The organism is Vibrio crassostreae (assembly GCF_041439375.1).
Classification (GTDB): Bacteria; Pseudomonadota; Gammaproteobacteria; order Enterobacterales; family Vibrionaceae; genus Vibrio; species Vibrio crassostreae_D.
In genome coordinates this window covers 119,048-144,297 of record NZ_JBGONY010000003.1, presented here as the reverse complement: position 1 = coordinate 144,297, position 25,250 = coordinate 119,048, and the positions used below count along the sequence as shown (strand labels likewise).

Sequence of the window (25,250 nt, the reverse complement as noted above, 5' to 3'; positions counted from 1 at the left end):
ACTTAACTAATTGAACTGAAAAGGAATCACCATGAGCGTTATTTTTATTACTGGAGCGAACCGCGGCATTGGCTTAAGTTTGACTCAACAATACTTGAAAGGTAATCACAAGGTGTACGCAACTTACCGTGACGCCTCTTCAGTAAAAGAACTGCTCTCACTCGCAGACCACAACAGCAACCTAACCTGCATTCAGTTAGAAATAACCGATTACCAAGCGGTGAGCCAACTTCCCTCTCAAATTCCGTCGATAGATATCTTAATTAACAATGCTGGCTACTATGGGCCAAAAGGTTACGGACTGGGTAACACCGATGTCGAAGAGTGGCGACGTGTTTTTGAAGTCAATACGATTGCGCCATTGAAGCTTGTCGAAATGCTATTACCTGTTCTAGAAAACAGTGACGTGAAAAAGGTAGCTTGCTTGTCTTCTCGAGTAGGCAGCATGACAGAGAACACCTCTGGTGGTGGCTACATCTATCGTTCCTCTAAAGCGGCTCTTAACTCCGTTGTGAAGAGTTTAAGCAACGACCTAACCGATGGTGGCTTTACTGTGTTAGCGCTACACCCAGGCTGGGTACAGACTGAAATGGGCGGGCCCAATGCTCTAATCGATACAGACACTTCGGCATCAGGCCTTATCAAAGTCATCGAATCTGCCAATACTAAAGTAAGTGGTCACTTCTTCAATTTCGATGGCACCGAGATAGACTGGTAGGCTCCCCATGAATCCTCGCCTCCTTGCAAATTTACTGCAACGTTCACCTCTGATTCTGTTAACCGTGGTGCTCGGTGGGTGTTTTGGGGAAGGCCCTGGAGACTTATTTGACGACTATCAAACTAAAATAGCCAGGGTACAAGACGCTGATGAGATCAAAGAGAACTGGGAGTTTGAGGCGTTACCAAGAAAGCGAGAGCTGTTACTGGATGTACCTTCGCTCTCTATCGGACTCATCGACAGCTATCAGCTTCGCCAGTGTGGACTCTTCAACCTTATTGCTGAGCGTAACTCAGTACTCGGAAAAGTCGCTGACGAATTCCGCAATTACGATTATCAAGTTGCTTTACTCGAAGGCGTGGGCAAGTGCTTATCCAGTGATGAGCTAGACCCAGAAATCATAGAACTCTTGAGAGAGATCGAACAACAGAAACTCGCACAGTTTCCGCTACATCAATGGAATCTCATCTATGCCAGTGATGCCATGCAGTCGCAAATGCGGGGGAGTCAGTGGTTGCGTGCGGATATTGGCGATCAAGTAAGACAGACAAGCGACGCCCTAATACATATTAATCAAGCGTTAAACACGTCGCTCGTTTCGGGTAAAACCATTGAGGTGCAAGAAGTACTGGAGAAGAGTTCTACGCTTGGAGATTTGTACTACTCGCTCGCTCGTGCTTCGGCAGAATTGGATACCATTACTAAGCAACTCACCACCTTTGATGCCAATATCATCTGTGGTAAGCAACGAGACACCACTAAATTTCGTTATCTCAACAATGTGTTCGAACAACAGTATATTGGCAAGGTTCAGCCTTACATGGCTCAGCTGGATGGCTACTATCAGCAGTTAGCATCGCAGCTTGTTATGTTTGATGCTCAGCCAGAACTTCACAGCTATTATTTCCCCATCAAAGATACGCACCAAGCCTTTCGCGCATCAACTCGCCGCCATGTGGACTATTGGCAGCAACTGTTTAAACGTTGTGGGCGTAAAGTCGGACGTTAATCCTAACCTCAATAAGTCTTAGCTTTTAGTGCCCTTTTTAGCGGAAGAGCCTTTCTTAGCATACGTACCTTTGTTGGCATAAGACTTCTTAGCACCACCACCTTTACGACGTTTAAACGCTGGTCTTTCGACTTTAGGAAGGTGGCGGAGTGATTCAGGCACTTCCCCTGTTTTCACTGTCCCCATTAAGCCATCAATCTTGCTTTCTAGCGCTTGCATGAAAGGTTGGTACGCTTGGTTACGCTCAGCCATACCTTGTAACTGATGCTCCCAGTGTGCCGTCATGTCAGGAAAGGTAGAGTCCTCCGGTAGAGCATGAATCAAGCCTCTACCCGCAGGGCTACTATGTATACTCTTACCTTGACGCGTTAGCAGTTGTCTTTTGAAAAGGGTATCTAGAATGCCTGCACGGGTTGCTTCTGTGCCAAGGCCATCGGTCTCTTTCAAAATGGCTTTGAGGTCTTTGTTCGCAACAAAACGCGCGATACCTGTCATCGCTTGAAGCAAGGTCGCTTCAGTAAAGTGTTTTGGTGGCTCAGTTTTTTTATCACCAATCACGCCTTCACGACAGGTCAGTACGGTTCCTTTATCTAGCGGTGGAACCGTATCCGTGCCATCACCTTTCTCTTCGGTGTCCGTTTTGCCCATCAACACTTTCCAACCTGGGTTGATAAGCTGACGCCCTTTTGCGATGAACACGCCACCAGCGATATCGAAAACTAACTTAGCATCGGCAAAAACCGCAGGTGGGTAGAACTGCATCAGATACTGGCGGGCGATTTGCTGATAGATTTTCATCTCGTTGGCAGACAAACCATTCACCGCTGATTTCTTAGGCGTTGGAATTATCGCGTGGTGAGCATCAACCTTGCTGTCGTTCCATGCTTTGGATTTAAGGGAAAGATCCGCGCCTTGAGCACCACTTTGCAGCTCTTTCGCATTGTTAGCGATGGCGTCCACTACCGACTCTCTTTGTGAGTAATGATCTTTAGGTAGGTAACGACTATCAGAACGCGGGTAAGTGATGAGTTTGTGTTTCTCGTACAAAGACTGACATGTGTCGAGAACCTGTTGAGCACTCATTCCAAAACGCTTGGACGCGTCAATTTGCAAGGCTGACAACGAGTAAGGCAGTGGCGCGGCTTGCTTGCTTTGCTTCTGCTCTGATTCTGTCACCGTTGCAGGTTGGTTCGCAATTCGGTTAGCAACGTTCTCAACCAACTTTCGATTGAGCACGCGCCCTTCTTCATCTTGCCATGGCTTACATGCTTCACTCGGTTTCCAACGCGCACGAATATCAAAGCTATGGCCGTTGTTTTGGTATGGGATCAGCGCATGCAGAGTAAAGTAATCTTTAGGGATGAAGTTTTCGATCTCTTCATCACGCCTTACGACCAAACCAAGTACAGGTGTTTGTACTCGCCCTACCGACAACACGCCTTGGTAGCCAGCCTTTTGACCAAGCAAGGTATAAGCTCGGGTCATGTTCATGCCATACAGCCAATCGGCTCTAGAGCGTGCCAATGCAGAAATAGACAGTGGAATAAAGTCACGGTTACTGCGCATTTGAGAAAGCGCACGCTTCACAGCAGGTAAGTTCAAGTCGCTGATCAATAGCCTGTCCATCGACTCTTTTTTGGCCTTGGACACTTTGCAGTAATCGATCACTTCATCCACCAGCAACTGTCCTTCTCTATCTGGGTCTCCCGCATGGACAATTTGGGTTGCGTCCTTCAGTAGCTTTCGGATCACCGTAAGCTGTTTGCTGGATGTCTTACGAGGTCTTAGCTGCCACTGCTCTGGCACGATAGGAAGATCGGCCAAGTTCCATTTCTTGTAGCGGTCGTCATAAGCATCCGGCTCAACCTGCTCCAATAAGTGTCCAATACACCAAGTCACCACATCCCCATTGCCACATTTGATAAACCCTTGGTCTTTCTTCTGTGGATTAGGCAGTGCAGCGGCGATCGCGCGGCCGAGGCTTGGTTTTTCAGCAATAATAAGGCGAGACATGTTTTTCCAGATGCTACAAACAATTAGGGCCACATTATCTAATGTGACCCTAATAAATCAAGAAAAACTGGTTGTTTATACAGTTAGCATTCCACTATTCAAGCTTCAGCTTTCTTTATAAGAACTCGACGAACTTTGAGAAGTCACGCTCTGGCACTTTCATTGGCGTACAGCCCGGAGTACCAAGGTATAGGAAGCCAACAATTTCGTCGTCGCCTTCTAGGCCAAATGCTTGGTGTACTTCTGGGTGGAACATCCATTTACCTGAGCGCCAAAAGCCTTGGAAACCTTGTGCGACTGCAGCCATTTGCATTGCCTGTGCAGCACAACCTGCAGAAAGGTGTTGTTCAATCGCTGGTACTTTCTCGTGCTCGGTTACTTTAGCAATCACGGTGATCACCATCGGAGCTCGGAACGGCGCTTTTTTTACTTTCTCGATAACCGCTTCTTCGCTTGCATCCGCTTCAGCGGCACGCACCAATATGTCTGAAAGCTTTTGTAGACCAGAACCTTGCGCGATAACAAAGCGCCAAGGTGTTAGTGCACCGTGGTCTGGAGCGCGCAGCCCTGCTTTAATGATGTTTTCTAACGCCACACCTTCAGGTGCTGGATCAGAGAGTTTTGCGATTGAGCGTCTGTTGAGCAATAGATCCAAAGCATCCATTTGAAGTCCTTACTAATTTTTATTGTTTGTATAGTTGAACTTTAGCACAGAATACAAACGATAATAAATCTCAACCACTGTCAATTTGGGCTAGATTAAAAACAATAAAGGCCCCTAAATCTATGACTTAGGAGCCTTGTTCAAAATCTAGCTCAGCAAATTAAGTAACAATATCTACCGGTAAGATTACAGTTTGATGGCTGATTCTATAACTTAATAGCCAGTTCAACACCTTGACGGATAGCACGTACTGCATCCAGCTCACCGGCATAATCGGCACCGCCTATCACGTGCAGTTTGCCACCAAACTCTTGCCACATATCTTCAAATGGACGAACTGACACCTGACCTGCACACACGATAACGGAATCGGCATCGAGGACCTGTTCTTTTTTGCCAATACTGATATGCAGACCTTGGTCATCAATTTTATTGTAGCTCACGCCGCCCAGTAGATTCACGCCGCGCTTTTCTAGCGTACGTTTATGAATCCAGCCTGTAGTTTTGCCCGGCCCTTTACCAACGCGCCCCGCTTTACGCTGCATCACCCAAACCGTTTTGTCGCTGAATGAATCCGGGTAAGGATACAAACCACCTGGGTGTTCCATGTTCTTATCGATACCCCACTCATGCAGCCAATCGTCTAGGCTGTGTGAAGTCGGCTCTGTCAGCATGGTTGCCACATCGACACCGATACCACCAGCACCAACAATCGCGACCTTTTCGCCGACTGGTGTCTTTTCGCGAATCAAGGTTTGGTAATCGACCACGTTTTCTTGGTCAATGCCCTCAATATCGAGCTTTCTTGGCTCTACGCCAGCAGCCATCACCACTTCATCGTACTTCAACAACATCTCAAACGTTGCTTCGGTATCCAATTTCAGATTCACGCCGGATGCATCGATTTGGTTAGCAAAATAACGAATCGTTTCTCTGAACTCTTCTTTCCCCGGTATCTGCATTGCTAATCTAAACTGGCCGCCGATACGGTCATTTTTCTCAATCAAGTCAACCTTGTGTCCACGCTGCGCTAAAGTCGTTGCACAGGCTAAACCGGCTGGGCCTGCGCCGACAACCGCAATGGACTTAGTCGCTTGCGCTGGCTGAACAACAATTTCAGTCTCGTAACAAGCTCGTGGGTTCACCAAACAGCTCGCTCGCTTACCCTTAAACACGTTATCAAGACAAGCTTGGTTACAGCCGATACAGGTATTGATGAACTGCGCTTGGTCTTGAGCGGCTTTATTAACAAAGTCCGGATCTGCCAAGAATGGGCGCGCCATTGAAACCATGTCGGCCTGCCCTGAACTGAGGATACGTTCGGCCTCTTCTGGCGTGTTGATTCGGTTACATGTCACCACTGGGATCGACACGTATGGTTTCACTTTCTCGGTTACCCAAGAGAATGCGCCTCGTGGTACTTGCGTCGCGATAGTCGGAACACGAGCTTCATGCCAACCAATACCAGTATTGATGATAGTCACGCCCGCTTCTTCTAGCTTTTGAGCCAAAAGAACAACATCTTCAAAGGTGCTACCTTGCTCAACCAAATCCAGCATCGACAGTCGGAAAATAATAATGAAATCTTTACCCACCGCTTCGCGAATCGATTTGACGATCTCTAGCGGGAAACGCATACGCTTCTCGTAAGAACCGCCCCACTCGTCGTAACGCATGTTGGTACGCTTACAAATGAATTGGTTAATCAAGTAACCTTCCGAGCCCATGATCTCAATGCCGTCATAACCAGCAACCTGAGCTAGCTCTGCACTATTGGCAAAGGCACCGATGGTCTTTTTGATCTGACGAGGGCTCATCTCACTGGGTGCGAACTTAGCGATTGGCGCTTTAATGCCAGAAGCACTTTGCGCGAATGGGTGCATCGCATAACGACCGGCATGCAATAGTTGAAGCGCAATTTTACCGCCGTGCTTGTGGACGGCTTCGGTAACAACTTGGTGCGCTTTGGCGTGCTTTACTTTACTGAATTCAGCACTAAATGGGGTTAATCTGCCACGTAAATTAGGAGAGAAACCACCGGTAACAATAAGACCAACGCCTCCTTTTGCTCGCTCTTCATAAAACGCGGCAAGTTTGTGTAGGCCTTCTTTATTTTCTTCTAAACCTGTGTGCATTGATCCCATCAATACACGGTTACGTAACTGAGTAAATCCAAGATCGAGTGGTTCAAGTAAATGTGGGTACATGGCAGACATCACTTCTATTATTTTATCCTTGTGGTCTGACCACAGTATAGTTCAATCACCAAAAGTTCAAACAACCGTTTACATTTTTGTAACACCGATCATAATGCTGAAGGTATTAATCGTTCAGAACCCCTTAATTTGACTACACTTAATGAGAATATATATCGATTAACAATTCTTGGTGTAGTTTGAGCTTGGGAATTATCGTAGGATACTAAGCAGTTCATATTATTGAGATTAATGGTACTACGGCTTGTTAAAGCGACGTGATCTCACTGCGGAGACAGAATGAAAAAAATATTCAAATTTATAGGTATGATCTTTAAAGGGATTTGGAAGCTCATTACGTTTGTACGTCTTGCGCTGGTTAACCTAGTCTTTTTACTCAGTATCGCCATCATCTACTTTGTGTACTTCCATTCAGATACGGCTCAACCGACGGTTCCACAGGATTCAGCTCTGGTGCTTAACCTGTCTGGTCCTATTGTAGAACAAAGTCGCTATATCAATCCGATGGATTCGGTCACGGGTTCGCTGCTTGGCAAAGACCTTCCAAAAGAGAACATCCTGTTTGATATCGTTGAAACGATTCGCTACGCAAAAGACGATGACAAGGTTACAGGTATCGTTTTAGCACTCAAAGAGTTGCCAGAAACCAACCTAACCAAGCTGCGCTACATCGCTAAAGCGTTGAATGAGTTCAAAGCGGCAGGCAAACCTATTTATGCGGTGGGTGACTTTTACAACCAAAGCCAATACTACCTAGCAAGCTACGCAACTAAAGTCTTCCTATCACCAGATGGCGGGGTTCTTCTTAAAGGTTACAGCGCTTATTCGCTTTACTACAAAACCTTATTAGAGAAGCTAGACGTAAACACACACGTGTTCCGTGTGGGTACTTACAAGTCAGCTATCGAGCCATTCATTCGTGACGACATGTCAGATGCAGCGAAAGAGTCCGCTTCTCGTTGGTTAAGCCAACTATGGGGTGCGTACGTTGATGACGTCAGTAACAACCGTCAGATCGACGCTAAAACATTGAACCCAAGCATGGGCACCTTCTTGAAAGAACTTGAGTCTGTCGATGGTGACATTGCAAAACTGGCTGAGAAACTTGGCTTAGTGGATGAGTTAGCGACACGTCAACAAGTTCGACTAGAGCTTGCAGATGTTTTCGGCAGTGACGGTCAAGACAGCTACAACGCGTTTGGTTACTACGAATACCGTGCAACCATGCTTCCCGACATGACCAGTGAATCACACGACGTTGCCGTGATTGTTGCCAGCGGCGCAATTATGGATGGCAAGCAGCCACGTGGCACAGTTGGCGGAGATACCACTGCAGCCCTACTTCGCCAAGCACGTAACGACGATAAAGTGAAAGCCGTTGTACTTCGTGTAGATAGCCCAGGTGGCAGTGCCTTTGCTTCAGAAGTTATTCGTAATGAAATAGAAGCGATCAAGCAAGCGGGTAAGCCAGTTGTTGTGTCGATGTCGAGTCTTGCTGCTTCAGGTGGTTACTGGATCTCGATGGGCGCAGATAAGATCCTAGCTCAGCCAACCACACTAACGGGTTCGATTGGTATCTTCAGTGTTATCACTACCTTCGAAAAAGGGCTGAATGATATTGGTGTTTACACGGATGGCGTTGGTACGTCACCTTTCTCAGGTCTTGGTATTACAACTGGACTTAGCGATGGCGCGAAAGACGCGTTCCAAATGGGCATTGAAAACGGATACCGTCGATTCATCAGCCTAGTTGGAGAAAATCGCGGCATGGAAGTCGATGCGGTCGACAAGATTGCTCAAGGTCGAGTTTGGACAGGTCAAGATGCGATTCAGAAAGGCTTAGTCGATGAGATTGGTGATTTCGATGATGCGGTTGCAGCGGCGGCTTCACTTGCAGAGCTTGAAACTTACAACATCTACTGGGTAGAAGAACCACTTTCGGCGACTGAGCAATTTATTCAAGAATTTATGAACCAAATTCAGATGTCGATAGGCCTTGATATTCAGTCAATGATTCCAAGCAGTTTACAGCCCGTTACTCAACAGTTAGCTCAAGATAGCCAGCTGTTAGGCAACTTTAACGACCCACAAGGCCGATACGCTTTCTGCTTAAACTGCCAAGTTCAATAAGATAAGCTCAACGCTTTATTATCAAGAGGCACCTCTGTGTGAGGCGCCTCTTTTTATTGCATGATAATTCGCTATAATCGCCCCCCTGTTCCCTATATCACACTAAGTATTAATCGCCATGGAAAGAAAACACATCTATATCGCGTACACCGGCGGCACAATTGGCATGCAGAAGTCTATTGACCACGGCTATGTTCCTGTCGCAGGTTTCATGGATAAGCAGCTAGCTGGCATGCCTGAATTCCATCGCCCAGAGATGCCTGAGTACACCATTCACGAATACTCTCCATTAATGGACTCTTCAGATATGACGCCACTTGATTGGCAGACCATCGCTGATGACATTCGCGCGAACTACGATAAGTACGATGGTTTCGTTATCCTGCATGGTACAGACACTATGGCATACACCGCCTCTGCACTGTCTTTCATGCTTGAAAACCTCGGCAAACCTGTGATTGTTACGGGCTCTCAGATCCCCCTAGCAGAGCTTCGTTCAGACGGACAAGCAAACCTGCTGAATGCATTGCACATTGCAGCAAACTACCCTATCAACGAAGTGACACTGTTCTTCAACAACAAGTTGATGCGTGGTAACCGCAGCACAAAATCACACGCAGATGGCTTCAATGCGTTTACTTCTCCAAACCTGAATCCTTTGCTAGAAGCGGGTATCAATATCCAACTTAGCAATAACGTAAAGGTAAACGAACAACCTGAAGGCGCTTTCAAGGTTCATAACATTACTCCGCAACCTATTGGCGTAATCACAATGTACCCTGGCATCTCACACGAAGTGATTCGCAACACGTTATTGCAGCCTGTGAACGCAATGATTCTGCTTACTTTTGGTGTTGGTAATGCACCACAAAACCCAGAACTGCTTCAACACCTTAAAGACGCATCAGAGCGTGGTGTTATCGTGGTGAACCTTACTCAGTGTTTAGCGGGTAAAGTAAATATGGGGGGTTACGCGACAGGTTGTGCACTGGCAGAAGCTGGCGTTGTCAGCGGTTATGATATGACACCGGAGGCGGCACTGGCGAAGTTACATTATCTACTAAGCCAAAACCTAGGCTACGAAGAAGTGAAGGCTCAAATGCAACAAGTGTTGCGTGGCGAGATGAGTTTATAACCAGTTCACAGATTCATGTTAAACCCAGTTATTCGATGATAGCAACGGCGGCTTAACGTGAACTAAATCGTTTTATTGCTTATAAATAAACGAGTTAAACTAAAAGGGGTGGCACATTGCCACCCCTTTGTTGTAATTTAAGCTTAATGATTCGGGTTAACCCTAACAATGTCTTCTTGATCTGACTTAAACTGTTTCTTTAGTTCAGACTTAGATTTAAAGCTAATTTCACCACCAGCTGCAATTGTCATATGTTGAGCTTCAGAGTTATGTTTAGATTGATATAACATAACCGCTTGCATACACGAGTCACGCTGTTCTTTTGAGAGCGCCGTACCTTCTGGCCATTTACCCGTTTCAACTGCGTAGGTTAAACGTTCGTAGACCTCGGGGGTCATTGCGCTAAGAAGTTGTTCTGCATCCATGGTAAAGCCTTAGTTTTAACAATTTTCACCAGAAAATAACCCGTAACAGAATTGAGTCAAGAACCTGACCGATAATAAGTGCATTTGATCACAAGTGAAGGAATATGAAAATTATGAAATGGTTGGCGATTAGCCTATTGCCTTTCACTCTGGTTGGGTGTCTTGAAGGGAACAAAAATACCGATCAACTGTGCCAAAGCAACCCGGGCCTTCAGTGTGAACAATTGAACATGAACGATGGGCAATGTCGTGTCGCACGTACCGATCTTATCTGGCATCGATTTGAAGTTCAGAAGCAACCCTCCGAAATCAACAAGATCAAAGAATTTGAATTAGTCACTGCCTACAAAAAGTGCTTAGAGCTTGCAGCACAAATTGAGACTATTGATCAATCTAAACTGCAAGAGCGCCGCTTTACTTCTTTAATGCACAGCATCGAAGAGTCTGAGCGTATTGTTGACGAGCTATCGAAATCCGATACACCAGAAACGCTTTACTTCTTGTGGTCACAAACTGGGGACACCAACGCCAGACGCAGTTTCCTACAGCTAGAAGGAAAAGAAGCATTAAATACAGCAGAGATGCAATATGCCTTGGCAACCTTCTACACCACCCGCGATCATGCAAAGACACTTAAGTTACTCAATAATGCGCTAACGCTTTCTAATGGCTCAGTAGCCAACACTGAAATCTTCAAGTCGATGGCAAGTATCAACCATAGCCTTGGCCATATGGAAAAAGCGTACGTTTGGGCGATGGTTGCCAAAGACTTTGACGTGCCGATTGCTTCTGAAGCAGAGCTAACTGTGCTGTACCGTTTCGACAAGGCAACCTATAAGAAGCTAAATAAAGACGCAGACAACATCGTCGAAGCTATTGAGGATGGAGTTTACAGCCCTTCAATCGTCCCGAGTTACTGAGCGCACCATTTAGTGTGTTCTAACCTAAGCTTCCGATTCATTCACCCGCTTTCAAAAAAAACAGCTACCTTTCTGGTAGCTGTTTTTATTTATACTAGAGTTAATTCTGAAATCTTGGGACGTTCAGCATTCCTAAATCGGCAAATGTGACCTGTAAGGATTAGACAATAGTTACAAGTTATTTCGTACTTTCGTCATTTTTGTTGAAAATTAACGACACCGAATTAACACAGAATCGTTCACCTGTGGTCTTCGGACCATCAGGAAAAACGTGACCTAAATGGCTATCACAGGCGTTACAACGGATCTCTACACGCTTCATTCCGTGACTTAGATCTTCTATATAGCGTACTGCTTCATCATTCACTGGGGCATCAAAACTTGGCCAACCACACCCAGAGTCGTATTTGTTATCCGACAGAAACAAAGGGCTTTCACAGCATGTGCAGCTATAGACGCCAGTCTTATGGTTGTGCAGTAGCTTACCGCTATATGGGGCTTCAGTACCACGTTCACGACACACTGCAAATTCGTCGTCTGTTAGGCGCTCACGCCAGTATTCATCAGGCTTTATCATATTTCCTCCCTTTTGAATCACGTTAATATTTCTCCACATTCTCAGTTATTATATTTACTTTTTTCTATAAAGGCTTGCATATCAGTCGTTTTGTAGCACATACTTTCTCACCAGGAAACATTGTACATATACACTCATAAGTGAATCATCATTTAGGGGTATTTTACCCAACTGGAAGGGTACAGAGTCACTTGCAATGGTCAATTTTCAACCACTTACACCCAATTGTTAAGAAAAGCGTCGCTTTTTTTTGACATTAAACAAGTTAAGTCGGATTATCTATTGCAGATGTATACTGGATTCTGTAATTTTACTACCAGTTATCTTTAATCAGAAATTAAGTTGTGGAGCAACTACAATGACTATCAAAGTAGGTATTAACGGTTTTGGCCGTATCGGCCGTTTCGTATTCCGCGCAGCTCAAGAGCGTGCAGACATCGAAGTAGTAGGTATTAACGATCTAATCGACGTAGAGTACATGGCATACATGCTTAAGTACGACTCAACTCACGGCCGTTTCAACGGTACTGTTGAAGTTGAAGGCGGTAACCTAATCGTTAACGGTAAAACTGTACGTGTTACAGCTGAGCGTAACCCAGAAGATCTTAAGTGGGATGCTATCGACGTAGACGTAGTTGCTGAAGCAACTGGTCTTTTCCTAACTGACGAGACTGCACGTAAGCACATCACTGCTGGCGCTAAGAAAGTAGTTCTTACTGGTCCTTCTAAAGATGCAACTCCAATGTTCGTAATGGGCGTTAACCAAGCATCTTACGCTGGTCAAGACATCGTTTCTAACGCTTCTTGTACTACTAACTGTCTTGCACCTATCGCTAAAGTACTTAACGATAAGTGGGGCATTGAGTCTGGTCTTATGACTACAGTTCACGCTACTACAGCAACTCAAAAAACTGTAGATGGCCCTTCTGCTAAAGACTGGCGCGGTGGCCGTGGTGCTTCTCAAAACATCATCCCATCTTCAACTGGTGCTGCTAAAGCTGTAGGCGTTGTTCTTCCAGAACTAAACGGCCTTCTAACTGGTATGGCTTTCCGTGTACCAACTGCTAACGTATCTGTAGTTGACCTAACAGTTAACCTAAAAGAAGCTGCATCTTACGAAGAAATTTGTGCTGCAATGAAAGAAGCTTCTGAAGGCGAAATGGCTGGCGTTCTTGGTTACACTGAAGACCAAGTAGTATCACAAGATTTCATCGGTGAAGTTCAAACTTCAGTATTCGATGCTAAAGCTGGTGTTGCTCTAACTGACAAATTCGTTAAAGTTGTATCTTGGTACGACAACGAAATCGGTTACTCAAACAAAGTTCTAGACCTAATCGCTCACATCTCTAAGTAATTTCTTTTTAGAAATAGCTTTAGATAAGCATTAGCGAAGACTGTTTTGAGCAGACTTTGAAAAAGGCGACCTTAGTGTCGCCTTTTTAATACCTGCTATCTTTTAAACCGCGTCTATCTAAGCTCATCAAGATAGCCCAAATGCAAAATTCAATTCTAATACTGGCTCTGCTTGTTACTTATGAAAACACAAGCATCACTCTAGTCAGCATTTGAATTCAATTTCCTTAGAAGGATCATGTAATGGATTTATCTACTCTACCTGCATTGGCGGTACTTTCTGACAACGTCACTATCGTTGAACACGAAGGTGTAAAACTGGTTCGCGTTATCCACGATAAAGCAAACGCAGCGATTTCACTGTTTGGCGGCCACGTGGTGTCATTCCAACCGCAAGGTCAAGAAGACCTGATTTGGATGAGCCAACAAGCTAAATTCGATGGTAAAACGGCTCTGCGTGGTGGTATTCCAGTATGTTGGCCTTGGTTTGGTCGCATTGCAGCACCTGCACATGGTTTTGCTCGTTCAAGTGAATGGCAATTGGTTGAGCACCGTGAAAGCGAAGCTGGCGTGATTGTTAGCTTAGGTCTGAAGCCAAGCGAAGAGACGCTAGCAGTATGGCCTCATCAGTTCGATGCACGTTTGAATGTTGAGATCGGTGAGCAACTAAAAGTAACCCTGGACGTGAAGAACACAGATTCACAACCATGGACTTTCTCTGGTGCGCTGCACACTTACCTAAACGTTGCTGACATTCATAACACCACCACCACAGGTATGGGCGCTGAGTACATCGATAGCCTGCAAGGTAGCAAGATCTGCCAAGGCGGTGATGAACTGGTACTAACCGACACGATTGACCGTGTTTACACGCAACCAGAAACGCAAATTTTTGTTGCTGACAAGAAGCTGGATCGCACGCTAACAGTTGAAAACCACGGTCATAACTCTGCAGTACTGTGGAACCCGTGGGCCGAAGGTGCTGCTGGTATGGGTGATATGCAAGACGACGGTTACCTAACCATGTTATGTGTTGAATCAACGCTGCACGCACCAAGCCTAGAAGCAGGCAAAACATTGCAGCCTGGCGAAAACCACCAGCTGATTACGGTGATTTCAGCTCAGTAAGCGACTCAAAAAACTCTTCAAAGGCCGGTTTATCCGGCCTTTTTTACAGCTATTTTTTACAACACTACGATGACGATTAGTTAGCTTTACTGCTGTGAATAGTGAACTAAAGTTTCTCTATAGAGTGACAATAGAGCATTGTTGTCCACTTGAACGCCGACCTTTTGTGCAGGGAATGAACTCCACTCATCATTCATATATTTACGTTGATCAACTTTCTGAATTGTCATCCCTTCAGCGGGGCCATCAGTCACTACTCTGACTGAGCCACTACGACAGGTAAATAGAGATGGTTGGATAACATAAGCAATGGCTGAAGGATCGTGAACATGACAACCCTCCATTCCTACTTTTTCAGAATAGAACTTTAAGTAGTAACGGCTAACATCCCAGATAAACTGCCCTACCTCTCCAGCATCATCTCGTAAATCATCAAGGTATTGACCAGTAAAGAAGCTCTCCTCAGTGACATCTAATCCGATAATCACGACAGGCCATGATGCCGTAAACACCTTATCCGCAGCGTGAGGATCATCATGGATATTCGCTTCAGCAAATGGCGTCACGTTACCTCGATGGTCATTTTCACCGAACGCGCCCCCCATAATGACCACTTCTTTTACTAAGTCGACAATTTCAGGGTCCGCTTCCAGAGCGAGCGCGAGGTTAGTAAGAGGGCCAACCGCCACAAGAGTGATCTCTCCCGGTTCAGCTCGAACACTATCGATAATGAACTGGTAAGCCGGCTTATCAAGCGCTGTAACATCTAATGAACTTGGCGCTTTCACATCCCCAAATCCAGCCTCGCCATGCACCACAACCGTGGCTCCAACAGGATCTCTTATTAACGGCTTATCCGTTCCCTTAGCCACAAGCGCCTTCATTCCAAACTTCTGCTTCAGATAAAGGGCATTTTGAGTCCCGTTGTCTATCGTCGCATTACCATAAACAGTAGTGATGCCCACTAACTCAATATCAGGATGTGCTTCCGCAAATAGGATGGCCATTGCATCATCGATGCCCGGATCTGTATCTAGAATGATTTTCTTTGTCATATCAGCTTCTAATTAAACAGTAGGAAAGCGTAGACGATACCCAGAAAAAACGCAGATAAACGTGACCTAAACCTAAGCTCTGATTTTTATTGTAATAAGCCATAAGCTCACTATTCTAGAAGCGGATATTCTCGCCTTTTTATTTAGCCTGATGCAGACCTTTTTGATAGAATCTTCGCCCAACTCTATGCCTCTGAGATCGTCATGACTTACCAATGCCCTTTGTGTCACCAACCTTTATCTCAAAACGATCGTACGTTTAAGTGTGAAAAGAACCATCAGTTCGACCTAGCGAAAGAAGGCTATGTCAATTTGATGCCTGCGCACCACAAACGATCAAAAGATCCAGGTGACAACAAAGAGATGATGCAGGCACGTCGTCGCTTCCTTGAAGGTAACCACTATGACCCAATGCGCCAAGCGGTGGTGACGTTGTGTTCTCGCTACCTACCAGAAGAGGCGCCTAGCCTATTAGATATTGGTTGTGGCGAAGGGTATTACACCAACGAAATTGCTGTGAATCTTCAAGAAAAGAATGGTGCTACTTTTGGCCTAGACATTTCTAAAATTGCTATCAAATACGCCGCTAAACGCTACCCAGCTGTCGACTTCTCAGTCGCTTCGAGCCATCGCCTACCCTTTGCGGAAAATAGCTTAGACGGCATTCTACGCATTTACGCACCTTGCAAGGCTGAAGAGTTACAACGCACCATCAAAGATAATGGTGTGGTGATCACCGTAACACCCGCTAGCCGACACCTTTATCAGCTGCGTGATGCCATTTATGATGGCGTTCGTTTGCACGATGAAGATCCAGAGATGATCGAAGGTTTTATGCTTGAGCATCAAGAGCAACTAAACTATATGATGGAACTATCGGGGTCAGATGCATTCGACCTGCTACAGATGACGCCGTTTGCTTGGAAGGCGAGTGAAGAGTTTAAACAACAACTCACCGAAGCCGAGCAATTCAACTGTGAAGCTGACTTTATGCTGCGGGTGTATCGCAAACAAAATTAATTGATATTGATTATCGTTTGCATTGAATTCTTATCTTGCCTCCTTTAGTATGCGTGTTCTTCAAGGAGGCATTTCATGCAACGTATTATTCTTATCGGATTAGCGACTCTTCTCACGGCTTGTGCTAGTCAACCAGCAAAAGACACTTCTCAAAAAGTGACTCAAAAGGAATCTGTTTCCACATTCTATGACTACCAGTTCGCTTCTCCACAAGGCGAAGCGCTTCCTCTCGATGCATTACCTAAACAGCTAATTGACGCTGATGTAATTCTTATTGGCGAATGGCACACTCACTCGGCAATCCATCGCTTCCAAACCGATTTTTTAAAAGCGCGCTTTAACGCGACATCAAACATTGCTCTTTCAATGGAACAGTTTACTCGAGAGCACCAAGCCACACTCGACCAATACTTAAACGGTGAAATTGGCGAACAAATTCTCATGTCTCAAGCGGCAGCGTGGCCAAACTACGAAAGTGATTACCGTGCGCTCGTTGAGTTCGCCAAAACCAACGACATCGATGTTATTGCAGCAAACGCACCAAAGCCTTTCGTTCAGTATATTGGCCGTAAAGGGTTACCTTACTTAGATCAGTTATCGACCGAGCAACGCCAATGGATTGCCGCCGAAGTCGAGACGGGTGATAGCCCTTACAAAGAAAAGTTTATGGCTTCCATGCATCACGGTACACCAGAACAAACAGAAAAGCAGTTTGCCGCTCAGGTCACATGGGACGAGACCATGGCCGAATCGATTGTGGATTACCTAGCATCAAACCCAGAGAAACAAGTGATTCATGTAGCCGGCAAATTCCATACAGAAGGTGGCTTAGGCACAGCGGCATCAATTCTACGTCGTAACCCTGATTTGAAAATCGCCATCATCAGCCCAGTTGAAGAGATCTCATCGGATAGCAGCGATTATCAGCTTGAAGTGCTTTCGCCACCGGCTCGCTTTGTTAAGAAAGAGAACCGAATGAAGGCATACAAGCACCTATCAAAACGCAGCGCTAGCCTAGAATGTGACTAAACCACTCTTCTAAGCCGAAGAGTCGGTGGGCTAATCCTAGATAATTAGTCCATCGTCACAACTTGATCACGTTCCCATCATTCATCCTAACTCTATCTAAAATCAAACATTCTTATCGGCACAAGATTTGCTTAGTAAATAGACGATTTAACCAAGCAGATGAAAATGTAATGTGCGAATAAAAAAACATCACTACCGATGATTAATTGCACAAGTTTTTCACACCTCTGCCGATACTATATTTAAGGATAGGTAAGGAGAGCTATATGACGCCAGTAGGAACGAGTAATACTCAGCTGTATTCACCTTCGCAAATGAATGCACAAGCTAAAAGCACTGAAGCTGAAAAGCCTGCACCGCTAAAGGTTGAGCAAAATACCGTCAAGCTCTCTGATGAAGGCAAAGCCCTATTATCTGCCCTTAAAGAAATCGATAAAGAAGCCAAGAAAGTCGAAGCTGAAAACGCGACCGTTACCGATAAGGTTGAGTCATTTGCTCATGGCGCTTTAGGTATGGATCACCCAGATAAGATTGAAGAAGAGGACGATGGTTCTTATTCAGCTGGGCAATACTTATCCGCAGCGGCAACCGTGGGTGGCATTCTACTTGCCTTAATCTAACGTTCCCCTCTGTTACTGCACCTTCCTCTCTGCATTAAAGCGATTTGTCGTCACGACAACAGACCAGATTTGGTCTAAAAAACGAGTTCATTCCATAATTCCGCTCTCATTTTAATGGCATAATACTCGTGAAAAACACTTTTGAGCTTATTGATAAGCCTACCTTCTTTGGTGCGATTGCACTCCTACTCACGATAGTTTTCCCGCTCATTTTGTTCCCTGCACAGGGCGCAGACTGGATTGCGGTTGCGAAAACATTCATGACGGACCAACTTGGATTTTTATATCTTGCGCTAGGCCTCGCTGCCTGTGCATTTATGGTTTACGTTGTGTTCAGTGATATGGGACAAATTAAACTAGGCGAAGCTGATGAAGAGCCTGAATTCAAAACAGCATCATGGGCTGCAATGCTATTTTGTGGCGGTATCGGTGCAAGTATCTTGTACTGGGGCTGTATTGAGTGGGCTTACTACTACCAATCACCGCCTTTCCAACTAGAACCTGGCAGTGAAGAAGCGGTTCGTTGGGCGGCAACTTACGGTCTGTTCCACTGGGGACCAATCGCTTGGTCTATCTATCTGATCCCGGCGATTCCTATCGCTTACTTCTTCTATGTACGTAAACAGCCAGTTCTAAAGATCTCTAGTGCGTTAATGCCTGTTCTTGGTGAACACCGCAGTAAAGGCGTACCTGGAAAAATCGTCGATATCCTTTTCATTTTCGGTCTATTAGGCGGCGCTGCAACAACGCTAGGTTTAGCTGCACCTCTGATCACTGAAGGTCTGAATCACCTATTTGGTCTACCTAAAAATAACCTAACGCAAGTGATGGTGCTTTTAGTGTGTACTGCGATTTTTGCTTACTCATCTTATGCTGGATTGGAAAAAGGCATCAAGATCCTAAGTAACATCAACTTCTGGGGTGCGATGGGCCTACTGGCTTTCGTTCTGATTGCGGGTCCAACAATCTTCATGTTAGAAACGGGGTTAGACTCTATTGGTCGTCTACTGTCTAACTTCTTCGTGATGGCAACGTGGGCTGAACCATTTGGTGGCTACGGTACATTCGAAAACACTCACTTCCCACAAGACTGGACAATTTTCTACTGGGCATGGTGGCTAGTATTTGCACCAAGTATGGGTCTGTTTGTTGCGCGTATTTCTCGCGGCAGAACCATCAAACAAATGGTGTCAGGTTCGATCTTCTTTGGTTCTCTAGGTTGTTTCTTATTCTTCATGATTTTAGGTAACTACGGCTTATCACTGCAACTTTCTGGTGAGCTAGATGTCGTTGCTATTTTGAATGCTGAAGGCGCAACCAAAGCTATCTTCTCGATGCTTGCCCAACTGCCAATGAGCACACTAGTTATCGCGGTATTTACACTACTGTGTATCATTTTTACTGCGACAACCTTTGACTCAATCTCATACATCCTAGCGTCTGTTGTACAAAACAACGTGACAGAAGAACCAATGCGTTGGAACCGTATGTTCTGGGCATTTACTCTATCGTTCCTACCAACGATTCTAATGTTCTTGGGCGGTCTAAGTACGCTACAAACGGCGGCGATTGTTGGTGGCCTGCCGCTGCTTGCTATCTCTGTCATGTTGATGATTTCAGCGGTTCGTGCGACAAACCTAGACCTGCGCCATCAAGATGCGTACATCGAGCCAACGATCAACATCGAAGAACTGCCAGACATGGATCCTTGGTCTGCAGAGGGTATGGCGCTGGCTCAATTTGAGAAAGAAAAAGATGCTGCGCAAGAAGCCGCAGAACTTGAGCGTGTTGCTTACACAGAACTTGCCGCAGTGAAGAAAGAAATTCGCGCTTATGTGTTAGAACAAGGTTCACAAATGGAAACTCACGAGTTACCAGAGAATCTACAACAAGCACTTGAGTTGGCCGAGAGTAATCTTAGGGCCGCACAAGCGAAAAAGATCGAGTTATCTGAGCAAGCTCAGAATGCTCGTATCACGTTCAACCAGGTGGTTGCAGACTTACCGCTTGCTTGACATTAGCCATGACGCAGTCCATTGATTTGGACCCTCCTAAATACGACCAAGGCTCACAGAAATGTGAGCCTTTTTTTATGCTTTTCTAAAAACTTGAGTTATTGCTCAATTTCATATTGATGAAATAAATATGAAACGACTTTGACACAAATCGGTGTTCTAATCATCCCGCTTATATAAAAAGGGATAACTAATGAAGCACTTTATGAAACCAATTGTTACCGCAGTGGTAACCTCTACACTCTCATTCAACGTACTTTCAGCAGAAATCAAAAATGTCATTCTGATGATCGGCGACGGCATGGGGCCTCAGCAAGTTGGCTTATTGGAAACCTACGCAAACCAAGCGCCAAATTCCATCTATAAAGGGAACAAAACGGCCATTTATCAACTTGCTCAAGAAGGGGTTATTGGTTCATCCCTAACGCATCCGGAAGACGCAATCGTAGTGGATTCAGCTTGCTCTGCGACCATGCTTGCAACGGGTATCTACAGCGGTTCAGAAGTGATCGGTATCGATTCCCAGGGTAACCATGTTGAGACAGTACTTGAGAAAGCGAAAAAAGCAGGCAAAGCGACCGGCTTAGTGTCCGACACGCGCTTAACTCACGCGACCCCTGCTTCTTTCGCCGCTCACCAACCTCACCGTTCTTTAGAGAATCAAATTGCATCTGACATGTTAGCAACGGGCGCTGATGTGATGCTCTCTGGAGGACTGCGTCATTGGATCCCTAAATCGACCAACGACAAAGGTGAAACCTATAAGCAACTTGAGAAACTGACTCAAGGTGATGTTTATCTCAAATCGAAGCGTAAAGACGACCGTAACCTGCTGACTGAAGCAGAGAAAGACGGCTACCAACTGGCGTTTAATCGCAACATGCTAGACGACGCTAAGGGCGATAAACTACTTGGCCTATTCGCCTACTCGGGCATGGATGATGGCATCGCTTACAGCAACAAGAAAAAGAGTGGCGAACGAACTCAACCAAGCCTGAAAGAGATGACACAAAAAGCACTCAACATCCTATCCAAAGATGAAGATGGCTTTTTCCTAATGGTCGAAGGTGGCCAAATCGACTGGGCGGGACACAGTAACGATGCAGGTACCATGCTGCATGAACTACTCAAGTTTGATGAAGCGATCCAAACGGTGTATGAATGGGCAAAAGATCGTGAAGACACAATCGTGATTGTGACCGCAGACCACGAAACAGGCTCTTTCGGTTTCAGCTACTCTTCTAATGACCTACCAAAACCACAGAAACGTTCTGGCGAAGCCTTTGCTGATCGCGACTATGCACCCAACTTTAACTTTGGCGCATTCGATATTCTTGATGGTTTATACAATCAGAAGCAAAGCTACTACGGTATGATCAGCGAATTTCAGAAGCTAGATAAAGTGCTGCAAACACCAGAAAAGCTGGCTGAGATCGTCAACAAAAACAGTGAGTTCCCTATCACAGCTGAACAAGCGAAAAACGTCTTAGCAAGTAAGCCGAACTCATACCGATTGGCTCAGCACAAATACTTGTCGGCAGAAGAAGTGCCTGCTATCAACGATTTCGATGCTTTCTTCCCATATAACGACCGTGGCAACCTACTTGCTCGAGAACAAGCAACAGGTCAAAACATCGTTTGGGGTACAGGTACACACACTCACACACCAGTGAACGTGTTTGCTTGGGGTCCTGCTGAAAAGATACTGCCAGTTTCGAAAATCATGCACCACTCAGAACTAGGTGAGTACATTAAACAACAAGTAAACTAGCCTGAATCTTTTTTGCTCGTTTAACTTTAGCGCCCTTCGGGGCGTTTTTTGTTTTAAACCTTTAAGCCTTTAAGCCTTTAAGCCTTTAAGCCTTTAAGCCTTTAAACTAAGTAAGTTTCAAATTTAGGTGACGCCAAATAGCAAAACAGCCGCTATTGAGCGACTGTTTTTCTTTAATCATTAACGATTTGGGTGGTTCAAGATGTGGTCTTCCCAATCAACAACATCAATTTCGTAAACCACTTTATTACGAACACTTTCACCAGCTGCATGCATCTCTGATTTAGAACCCGTGATCAATGGGTGCCATTCAGGGATCGGCTTAGATTCAGATAGAAGACGATAGGCACAAGTATCTGGCAACCAATGGAATTCATCGATCTTGTCACGAGTCAGCTTCAAACACTCTTCACCTGAAGTGAAGCGGTTCGGGTAATCTTTACATGAACATGTTTTGTCGTTTAACCAGCTACACGCGACATTGGTGTAGTACACTTCATCGCTATCTTCATCCATTAGCTTATGTAGACAACACTTACCACAACCGTCACACAGTGATTCCCACTCATTCTCGGTCATTTGTTCTAGTGTCTTTTCTTGCCAAAATGGATTCGTCATAGGATTACTTCTTACTCTTTTACTGGGGTGCGTGTTATACCGCTAGCCCATAAAAAGTTCAAGGATAATAATTGTTCATTCTTTGATTCAATCAACAGCTGTCACTCTCATCATTTTTTGCTACTATCGCGCACCCTGTTATTTAGTGAGTTTAATTTGATGGAATGTCGCCTAGGTTGTGGAGCATGCTGTGTCGCTCCAAGTATTACATCTGCTATTCCTGGAATGCCAAATGGCAAGCCTGCTGGCGTGCGTTGCATTCAATTAAATGAGCAAAACCTCTGTAAGCTATTTGGTCAGTCTTCACGCCCCAAGGTGTGTCACCAATTTAAAGCTTGTCCTGTAATCTGTGGAAAAACAGATCAAGAAGCACTTGATAACCTTATTGAGCTCGAAGCAATAACCTAACAATACTTTTCTTTTTATATATGCCCAAGATTTCACAACTTTGATAAATTTAAACTATCTTATTGATACTGGTAAAGATTAATAAGGATCGTTATGAATAGGTATATCGCAGAAATGTTCGGTACATTTTGGTTGGTGTTAGGTGGTTGTGGTAGTGCAGTATTGGCCGCCGCTTTCCCCGATGTGGGAATTGGTCTACTCGGAGTTTCCCTCGCCTTTGGTTTAACCGTACTCACCATGGCCTTTGCTATTGGGCATATATCCGGTTGTCACCTCAACCCCGCTGTTACTATCGGCCTTTGGAGTGGTGGTCGCTTTGATGGCAAAGATGTTGCACCTTATATTATTGCCCAAGTGATTGGCGGTATTATCGCGGGTGGCGTGCTATTTGTTATAGCTTCCGGCCAAGCAGGTTTTGATGCTGTCTCATCAGGCTTTGCTTCAAATGGTTATGGTGAACACTCTCCAGGAGGCTATTCACTTACCGCAGCACTCGTGTGTGAGGTTGTCATGACCATGGTGTTCCTGTTCGTGATTATGGGCGCAACCGATTCAAAAGCACCGGCTGGATTCGCACCTATCGCTATCGGTCTATGTTTAACCCTAATTCACCTTATCAGCATTCCTGTAACCAACACCTCAGTGAACCCCGCTCGAAGTACTGGCGTAGCTGTGTTTGTTGGTGATTGGGCTGTGTCGCAATTATGGCTATTCTGGGTTGCACCGATTATTGGTGCCGTGATTGGCGCAATGATCTACAAAGCAGTGAGAGGTTCAGATTAAGTCCTATAACTCAATAAAAACCTACGTTAAATAAATGCAAGGCCGTTAAATTAGCGGCTTTGTGTTTTATGTCGTTTAGTTACTTATAAAGCTCTACCTGTATCTTCCTATCACATCGGTCACCTCTAGCTTGATAACTTTTGGTTAACAGGGCTATTCCATTGAATCATTAGCCGCAGTTGTCAGTGCTGCGCATAATGCACCCCATTCCCTATACCGATGGACATAACAATGAAAAAAACACTACTTGTACTAGCTCTTTCTTCTTTAACGGCAACAACAGCTTTCGCTAACGAATCGGCACCAACCCCTGAATTAATGCCAGAACCAATTAAAACCGAGTTTTTTGTTGGTGGTGGTTTGGGTTACCACTCAGCTAAAGCTCAAATCTCTGGACCTGGCTTTAAAGAAAGTAAAACAGCCAAAGGCGCTGCTTTCCATATTCGTGGCGGTGCTTACATTCAAGAAAACCACAGAATTACTGGTACGATTAACTTTACTGGTGACAATGAACTATGGCATAGCCGTGGGGATCAGGACGAAATTAATCTAGATTTAGCTCAGACAGAGTTCCTTTTATCTTATGACTATATTCACGCCATTAACTCTCAGTTCTCCGTATTTGGTGGCGCGACGGTTGGTATGACACAAAACACTTTTAAAGGCGAGTATATTGATCTAATTGACTCTTCAGAGAATGGTTCAGCTAAATCTAAAGAAACTGACTTTGTGTACGGTTTACAAGCCGGTGTTCAATACAAGATCATGAAAAACGTTTCTGCCGATTTCCAATACCGTCATATGTTCGAATCATATTCTGAAGGCAATTTAATTGAACTATCTGTACCAAACAACAGCGAGTTTACTGTGTCTGTCGATTACCGCTTCTAATTAGATAGTGATATTCAGCTAAAGTGAATATAGGGAAGATATTCAGACTGCCTTAATAAAGAAAAAGCCGCTCAGTGATAATTCACCAAGCGGCTTTTTTAGATCTTATGACGACCGAGTAAGGAGTGCGAAAGCGTGGTGCCATCCACCAGCTCTAGCTCACCACCAACGGGAACACCATGAGCGATACGGCTTGCGTTCACTTCATGGGCATTACATAGCTCAGCAATGTAGTGCGCTGTCGCTTCCCCTTCAACTGTCGGGTTGGTCGCTAGGATTACTTCAGAGATATCACCACGTCGTAAGCGGTAGTCCAGCACATCGAGACCGATATCACTTGGACCAATACCATCAAGTGGTGAAAGGTGACCCATAAGAACAAAGTAACGACCAGAGTATTGGCCAGTTGCTTCGATAGCTGCAATGTCTGCAGGGCTCTCTACTACACAGATTTGACCATTTTCCTGACGTTTAGGATTGGTACAAATGTGGCAAGTATCTTCTTCAGTAAAAGTACGGCACTCATTACAGTGACCAATTTCGGTCATTGCTTGGCTAAGAGCTTCAGCCAACTGTAGGCCGCCTTTTCTATCGCGCTGTAACAAATGAAAGGCCATACGCTGCGCCGACTTGGGGCCAACCCCAGGTAGACAACGTAAGGCCTCCATCAAATGCTCCAGCATATGACTGGTACGCATATTTAACCGTTCTAATTTTCAAGTAACGGTTTACTCAAGATAAACCGCAGCTTG

At 45.1% G+C, this 25,250-nt stretch carries 23 protein-coding genes; 15 read left to right on the top strand and 8 right to left on the bottom strand.

From position 1 onward, the window contains the following. The first annotated feature begins 31 nt into the window (after window positions 1-31). Together ACED45_RS02795 and ACED45_RS02790 are read left to right on the top strand one after the other, a co-directional pair. On the top strand, window positions 32-718 hold the full coding sequence (locus ACED45_RS02795; protein ID WP_371713276.1) for an SDR family oxidoreductase: 687 nt from the start codon (window positions 32-34) through the stop codon (window positions 716-718). A 7-nt stretch (window positions 719-725) separates the two neighbouring features. Continuing rightward, window positions 726-1,727: a DUF3080 domain-containing protein gene (locus ACED45_RS02790; protein ID WP_371713275.1), complete on the top strand. Its 1,002-nt coding sequence runs from the start codon at window positions 726-728 to the stop codon at window positions 1,725-1,727. Window positions 1,728-1,745: 18 nt separating this feature from the next. Here the strand turns inward: ACED45_RS02790 and ACED45_RS02785 are convergent, their stop codons facing one another. From ACED45_RS02785 to ACED45_RS02775, 3 genes are all read right to left on the bottom strand, one after another. Further along, window positions 1,746-3,740 (bottom strand): DNA topoisomerase III, encoded by a 1,995-nt coding sequence (locus ACED45_RS02785; protein ID WP_371713274.1) that lies wholly within the window; start codon window positions 3,738-3,740, stop codon window positions 1,746-1,748. 115 nt (window positions 3,741-3,855) lie between these two features. Further along, window positions 3,856-4,404, bottom strand: a complete 549-nt coding sequence (locus ACED45_RS02780) for an NAD(P)H nitroreductase (protein WP_048660801.1) — start codon at window positions 4,402-4,404, stop codon at window positions 3,856-3,858. Between the two features lie 206 nt (window positions 4,405-4,610). After that, complete coding sequence (locus tag ACED45_RS02775; RefSeq protein WP_165886704.1) at window positions 4,611-6,620, bottom strand: NADPH-dependent 2,4-dienoyl-CoA reductase; 2,010 nt, start codon at window positions 6,618-6,620, stop codon at window positions 4,611-4,613. Between the two features lie 279 nt (window positions 6,621-6,899). Here ACED45_RS02775 and sppA point away from each other — a divergent pair, with 279 nt between their 5' ends. Both sppA and ansA read left to right on the top strand, forming a co-directional pair. Further along, a complete protein-coding gene (gene sppA / locus ACED45_RS02770) occupies window positions 6,900-8,750 on the top strand; it encodes a signal peptide peptidase SppA (RefSeq protein WP_371713273.1) in 1,851 nt (616 codons plus the stop codon). Between the two features lie 118 nt (window positions 8,751-8,868). Further along, a complete protein-coding gene (ansA, locus tag ACED45_RS02765; RefSeq protein WP_019823767.1) occupies window positions 8,869-9,885 on the top strand; it encodes an asparaginase in 1,017 nt (338 codons plus the stop codon). Between the two features lie 143 nt (window positions 9,886-10,028). Here ansA and ACED45_RS02760 read toward each other — a convergent pair whose 3' ends face one another. Next, window positions 10,029-10,310, bottom strand: coding sequence for a YeaC family protein (locus ACED45_RS02760; protein ID WP_010437067.1), 282 nt, complete (start codon window positions 10,308-10,310; stop codon window positions 10,029-10,031). 113 nt (window positions 10,311-10,423) lie between these two features. Here ACED45_RS02760 and ACED45_RS02755 point away from each other — a divergent pair, with 113 nt between their 5' ends. Beyond that, window positions 10,424-11,230, top strand: a complete 807-nt coding sequence (locus ACED45_RS02755) for a DUF2989 domain-containing protein (protein ID WP_123422902.1) — start codon at window positions 10,424-10,426, stop codon at window positions 11,228-11,230. A 178-nt stretch (window positions 11,231-11,408) separates the two neighbouring features. Here ACED45_RS02755 and msrB read toward each other — a convergent pair whose 3' ends face one another. Next, a complete protein-coding gene (gene msrB, locus ACED45_RS02750) occupies window positions 11,409-11,846 on the bottom strand; it encodes a peptide-methionine (R)-S-oxide reductase MsrB (RefSeq protein WP_080967323.1) in 438 nt (145 codons plus the stop codon). 319 nt (window positions 11,847-12,165) lie between these two features. Between msrB and gap the strand changes: the two genes are divergently transcribed. After that, window positions 12,166-13,161, top strand: a complete 996-nt coding sequence (gap, locus tag ACED45_RS02745; protein ID WP_017059382.1) for a type I glyceraldehyde-3-phosphate dehydrogenase — start codon at window positions 12,166-12,168, stop codon at window positions 13,159-13,161. 242 nt (window positions 13,162-13,403) lie between these two features. After that, window positions 13,404-14,288, top strand: a complete 885-nt coding sequence (locus ACED45_RS02740; RefSeq protein ID WP_371713272.1) for a D-hexose-6-phosphate mutarotase — start codon at window positions 13,404-13,406, stop codon at window positions 14,286-14,288. An 86-nt stretch (window positions 14,289-14,374) separates the two neighbouring features. Here the strand turns inward: ACED45_RS02740 and ACED45_RS02735 are convergent, their stop codons facing one another. Further along, on the bottom strand, window positions 14,375-15,343 hold the full coding sequence (locus ACED45_RS02735; RefSeq protein ID WP_017063437.1) for a nucleoside hydrolase: 969 nt from the start codon (window positions 15,341-15,343) through the stop codon (window positions 14,375-14,377). Between the two features lie 204 nt (window positions 15,344-15,547). On the opposite strand from ACED45_RS02735, the gene rlmA reads away from it, so the two are divergent. From rlmA to ACED45_RS02710, 5 genes are all read left to right on the top strand, one after another. Beyond that, window positions 15,548-16,363, top strand: a complete 816-nt coding sequence (rlmA, locus tag ACED45_RS02730) for a 23S rRNA (guanine(745)-N(1))-methyltransferase (RefSeq protein ID WP_048660809.1) — start codon at window positions 15,548-15,550, stop codon at window positions 16,361-16,363. Window positions 16,364-16,438: 75 nt separating this feature from the next. Continuing rightward, window positions 16,439-17,392 (top strand): ChaN family lipoprotein, encoded by a 954-nt coding sequence (locus tag ACED45_RS02725; RefSeq protein WP_371713271.1) that lies wholly within the window; start codon window positions 16,439-16,441, stop codon window positions 17,390-17,392. Between the two features lie 266 nt (window positions 17,393-17,658). Beyond that, window positions 17,659-18,012 carry a hypothetical protein gene (locus tag ACED45_RS02720; protein ID WP_048611520.1) on the top strand — a complete coding sequence of 118 codons (354 nt, stop codon included), beginning with the start codon at window positions 17,659-17,661 and terminating at the stop codon, window positions 18,010-18,012. A gap of 128 nt (window positions 18,013-18,140) precedes the next feature. Next, window positions 18,141-20,027, top strand: coding sequence for a BCCT family transporter (locus tag ACED45_RS02715; RefSeq protein ID WP_371713270.1), 1,887 nt, complete (start codon window positions 18,141-18,143; stop codon window positions 20,025-20,027). A 193-nt stretch (window positions 20,028-20,220) separates the two neighbouring features. Further along, complete coding sequence (locus ACED45_RS02710) at window positions 20,221-21,798, top strand: alkaline phosphatase (protein ID WP_371713269.1); 1,578 nt, start codon at window positions 20,221-20,223, stop codon at window positions 21,796-21,798. Between the two features lie 180 nt (window positions 21,799-21,978). Here the strand turns inward: ACED45_RS02710 and ACED45_RS02705 are convergent, their stop codons facing one another. Further along, window positions 21,979-22,416 (bottom strand): YcgN family cysteine cluster protein, encoded by a 438-nt coding sequence (locus ACED45_RS02705; RefSeq protein WP_285953179.1) that lies wholly within the window; start codon window positions 22,414-22,416, stop codon window positions 21,979-21,981. Window positions 22,417-22,575: 159 nt separating this feature from the next. Here ACED45_RS02705 and ACED45_RS02700 point away from each other — a divergent pair, with 159 nt between their 5' ends. The 3 genes from ACED45_RS02700 to ACED45_RS02690 all read left to right on the top strand — a co-directional run bounded on the left by ACED45_RS02700 (window position 22,576) and on the right by ACED45_RS02690 (window position 24,498). Then, entirely contained in the window at window positions 22,576-22,824 is a 249-nt protein-coding gene (locus tag ACED45_RS02700) for a YkgJ family cysteine cluster protein (RefSeq protein ID WP_017106172.1), read from the top strand. Between the two features lie 93 nt (window positions 22,825-22,917). Then, window positions 22,918-23,607 (top strand): aquaporin Z, encoded by a 690-nt coding sequence (aqpZ, locus tag ACED45_RS02695; protein ID WP_371713268.1) that lies wholly within the window; start codon window positions 22,918-22,920, stop codon window positions 23,605-23,607. A gap of 231 nt (window positions 23,608-23,838) precedes the next feature. Continuing rightward, on the top strand, window positions 23,839-24,498 hold the full coding sequence (locus ACED45_RS02690) for a porin family protein (RefSeq protein WP_048662027.1): 660 nt from the start codon (window positions 23,839-23,841) through the stop codon (window positions 24,496-24,498). 98 nt (window positions 24,499-24,596) lie between these two features. Here ACED45_RS02690 and recR read toward each other — a convergent pair whose 3' ends face one another. Beyond that, on the bottom strand, window positions 24,597-25,196 hold the full coding sequence (gene recR / locus ACED45_RS02685) for a recombination mediator RecR (RefSeq protein WP_019823189.1): 600 nt from the start codon (window positions 25,194-25,196) through the stop codon (window positions 24,597-24,599). Between the last annotated feature and the right edge of the window lie 54 nt (window positions 25,197-25,250).

What these genes read in the sequence shown, in the direction of transcription:
- ACED45_RS02795 (WP_371713276.1), top strand. Translation starts at nt 32, where the DNA reads ATGAGCGTTATTTTTATTACTGGAGCGAACCGCGGCATTGGCTTAAGT.
- ACED45_RS02790 (WP_371713275.1), top strand. Translation starts at nt 726, where the DNA reads ATGAATCCTCGCCTCCTTGCAAATTTACTGCAACGTTCACCTCTGATT.
- ACED45_RS02785 (WP_371713274.1), bottom strand. Translation starts at nt 3,740, where the DNA reads ATGTCTCGCCTTATTATTGCTGAAAAACCAAGCCTCGGCCGCGCGATC.
- ACED45_RS02780 (WP_048660801.1), bottom strand. Translation starts at nt 4,404, where the DNA reads ATGGATGCTTTGGATCTATTGCTCAACAGACGCTCAATCGCAAAACTC.
- ACED45_RS02775 (WP_165886704.1), bottom strand. Translation starts at nt 6,620, where the DNA reads ATGTCTGCCATGTACCCACATTTACTTGAACCACTCGATCTTGGATTT.
- sppA (WP_371713273.1), top strand. Translation starts at nt 6,900, where the DNA reads ATGAAAAAAATATTCAAATTTATAGGTATGATCTTTAAAGGGATTTGG.
- ansA (WP_019823767.1), top strand. Translation starts at nt 8,869, where the DNA reads ATGGAAAGAAAACACATCTATATCGCGTACACCGGCGGCACAATTGGC.
- ACED45_RS02760 (WP_010437067.1), bottom strand. Translation starts at nt 10,310, where the DNA reads ATGGATGCAGAACAACTTCTTAGCGCAATGACCCCCGAGGTCTACGAA.
- ACED45_RS02755 (WP_123422902.1), top strand. Translation starts at nt 10,424, where the DNA reads ATGAAATGGTTGGCGATTAGCCTATTGCCTTTCACTCTGGTTGGGTGT.
- msrB (WP_080967323.1), bottom strand. Translation starts at nt 11,846, where the DNA reads ATGTGGAGAAATATTAACGTGATTCAAAAGGGAGGAAATATGATAAAG.
- gap (WP_017059382.1), top strand. Translation starts at nt 12,166, where the DNA reads ATGACTATCAAAGTAGGTATTAACGGTTTTGGCCGTATCGGCCGTTTC.
- ACED45_RS02740 (WP_371713272.1), top strand. Translation starts at nt 13,404, where the DNA reads ATGGATTTATCTACTCTACCTGCATTGGCGGTACTTTCTGACAACGTC.
- ACED45_RS02735 (WP_017063437.1), bottom strand. Translation starts at nt 15,343, where the DNA reads ATGACAAAGAAAATCATTCTAGATACAGATCCGGGCATCGATGATGCA.
- rlmA (WP_048660809.1), top strand. Translation starts at nt 15,548, where the DNA reads ATGACTTACCAATGCCCTTTGTGTCACCAACCTTTATCTCAAAACGAT.
- ACED45_RS02725 (WP_371713271.1), top strand. Translation starts at nt 16,439, where the DNA reads ATGCAACGTATTATTCTTATCGGATTAGCGACTCTTCTCACGGCTTGT.
- ACED45_RS02720 (WP_048611520.1), top strand. Translation starts at nt 17,659, where the DNA reads ATGACGCCAGTAGGAACGAGTAATACTCAGCTGTATTCACCTTCGCAA.
- ACED45_RS02710 (WP_371713269.1), top strand. Translation starts at nt 20,221, where the DNA reads ATGAAGCACTTTATGAAACCAATTGTTACCGCAGTGGTAACCTCTACA.
- ACED45_RS02705 (WP_285953179.1), bottom strand. Translation starts at nt 22,416, where the DNA reads ATGACGAATCCATTTTGGCAAGAAAAGACACTAGAACAAATGACCGAG.
- ACED45_RS02700 (WP_017106172.1), top strand. Translation starts at nt 22,576, where the DNA reads ATGGAATGTCGCCTAGGTTGTGGAGCATGCTGTGTCGCTCCAAGTATT.
- aqpZ (WP_371713268.1), top strand. Translation starts at nt 22,918, where the DNA reads ATGAATAGGTATATCGCAGAAATGTTCGGTACATTTTGGTTGGTGTTA.
- ACED45_RS02690 (WP_048662027.1), top strand. Translation starts at nt 23,839, where the DNA reads ATGAAAAAAACACTACTTGTACTAGCTCTTTCTTCTTTAACGGCAACA.
- recR (WP_019823189.1), bottom strand. Translation starts at nt 25,196, where the DNA reads ATGCGTACCAGTCATATGCTGGAGCATTTGATGGAGGCCTTACGTTGT.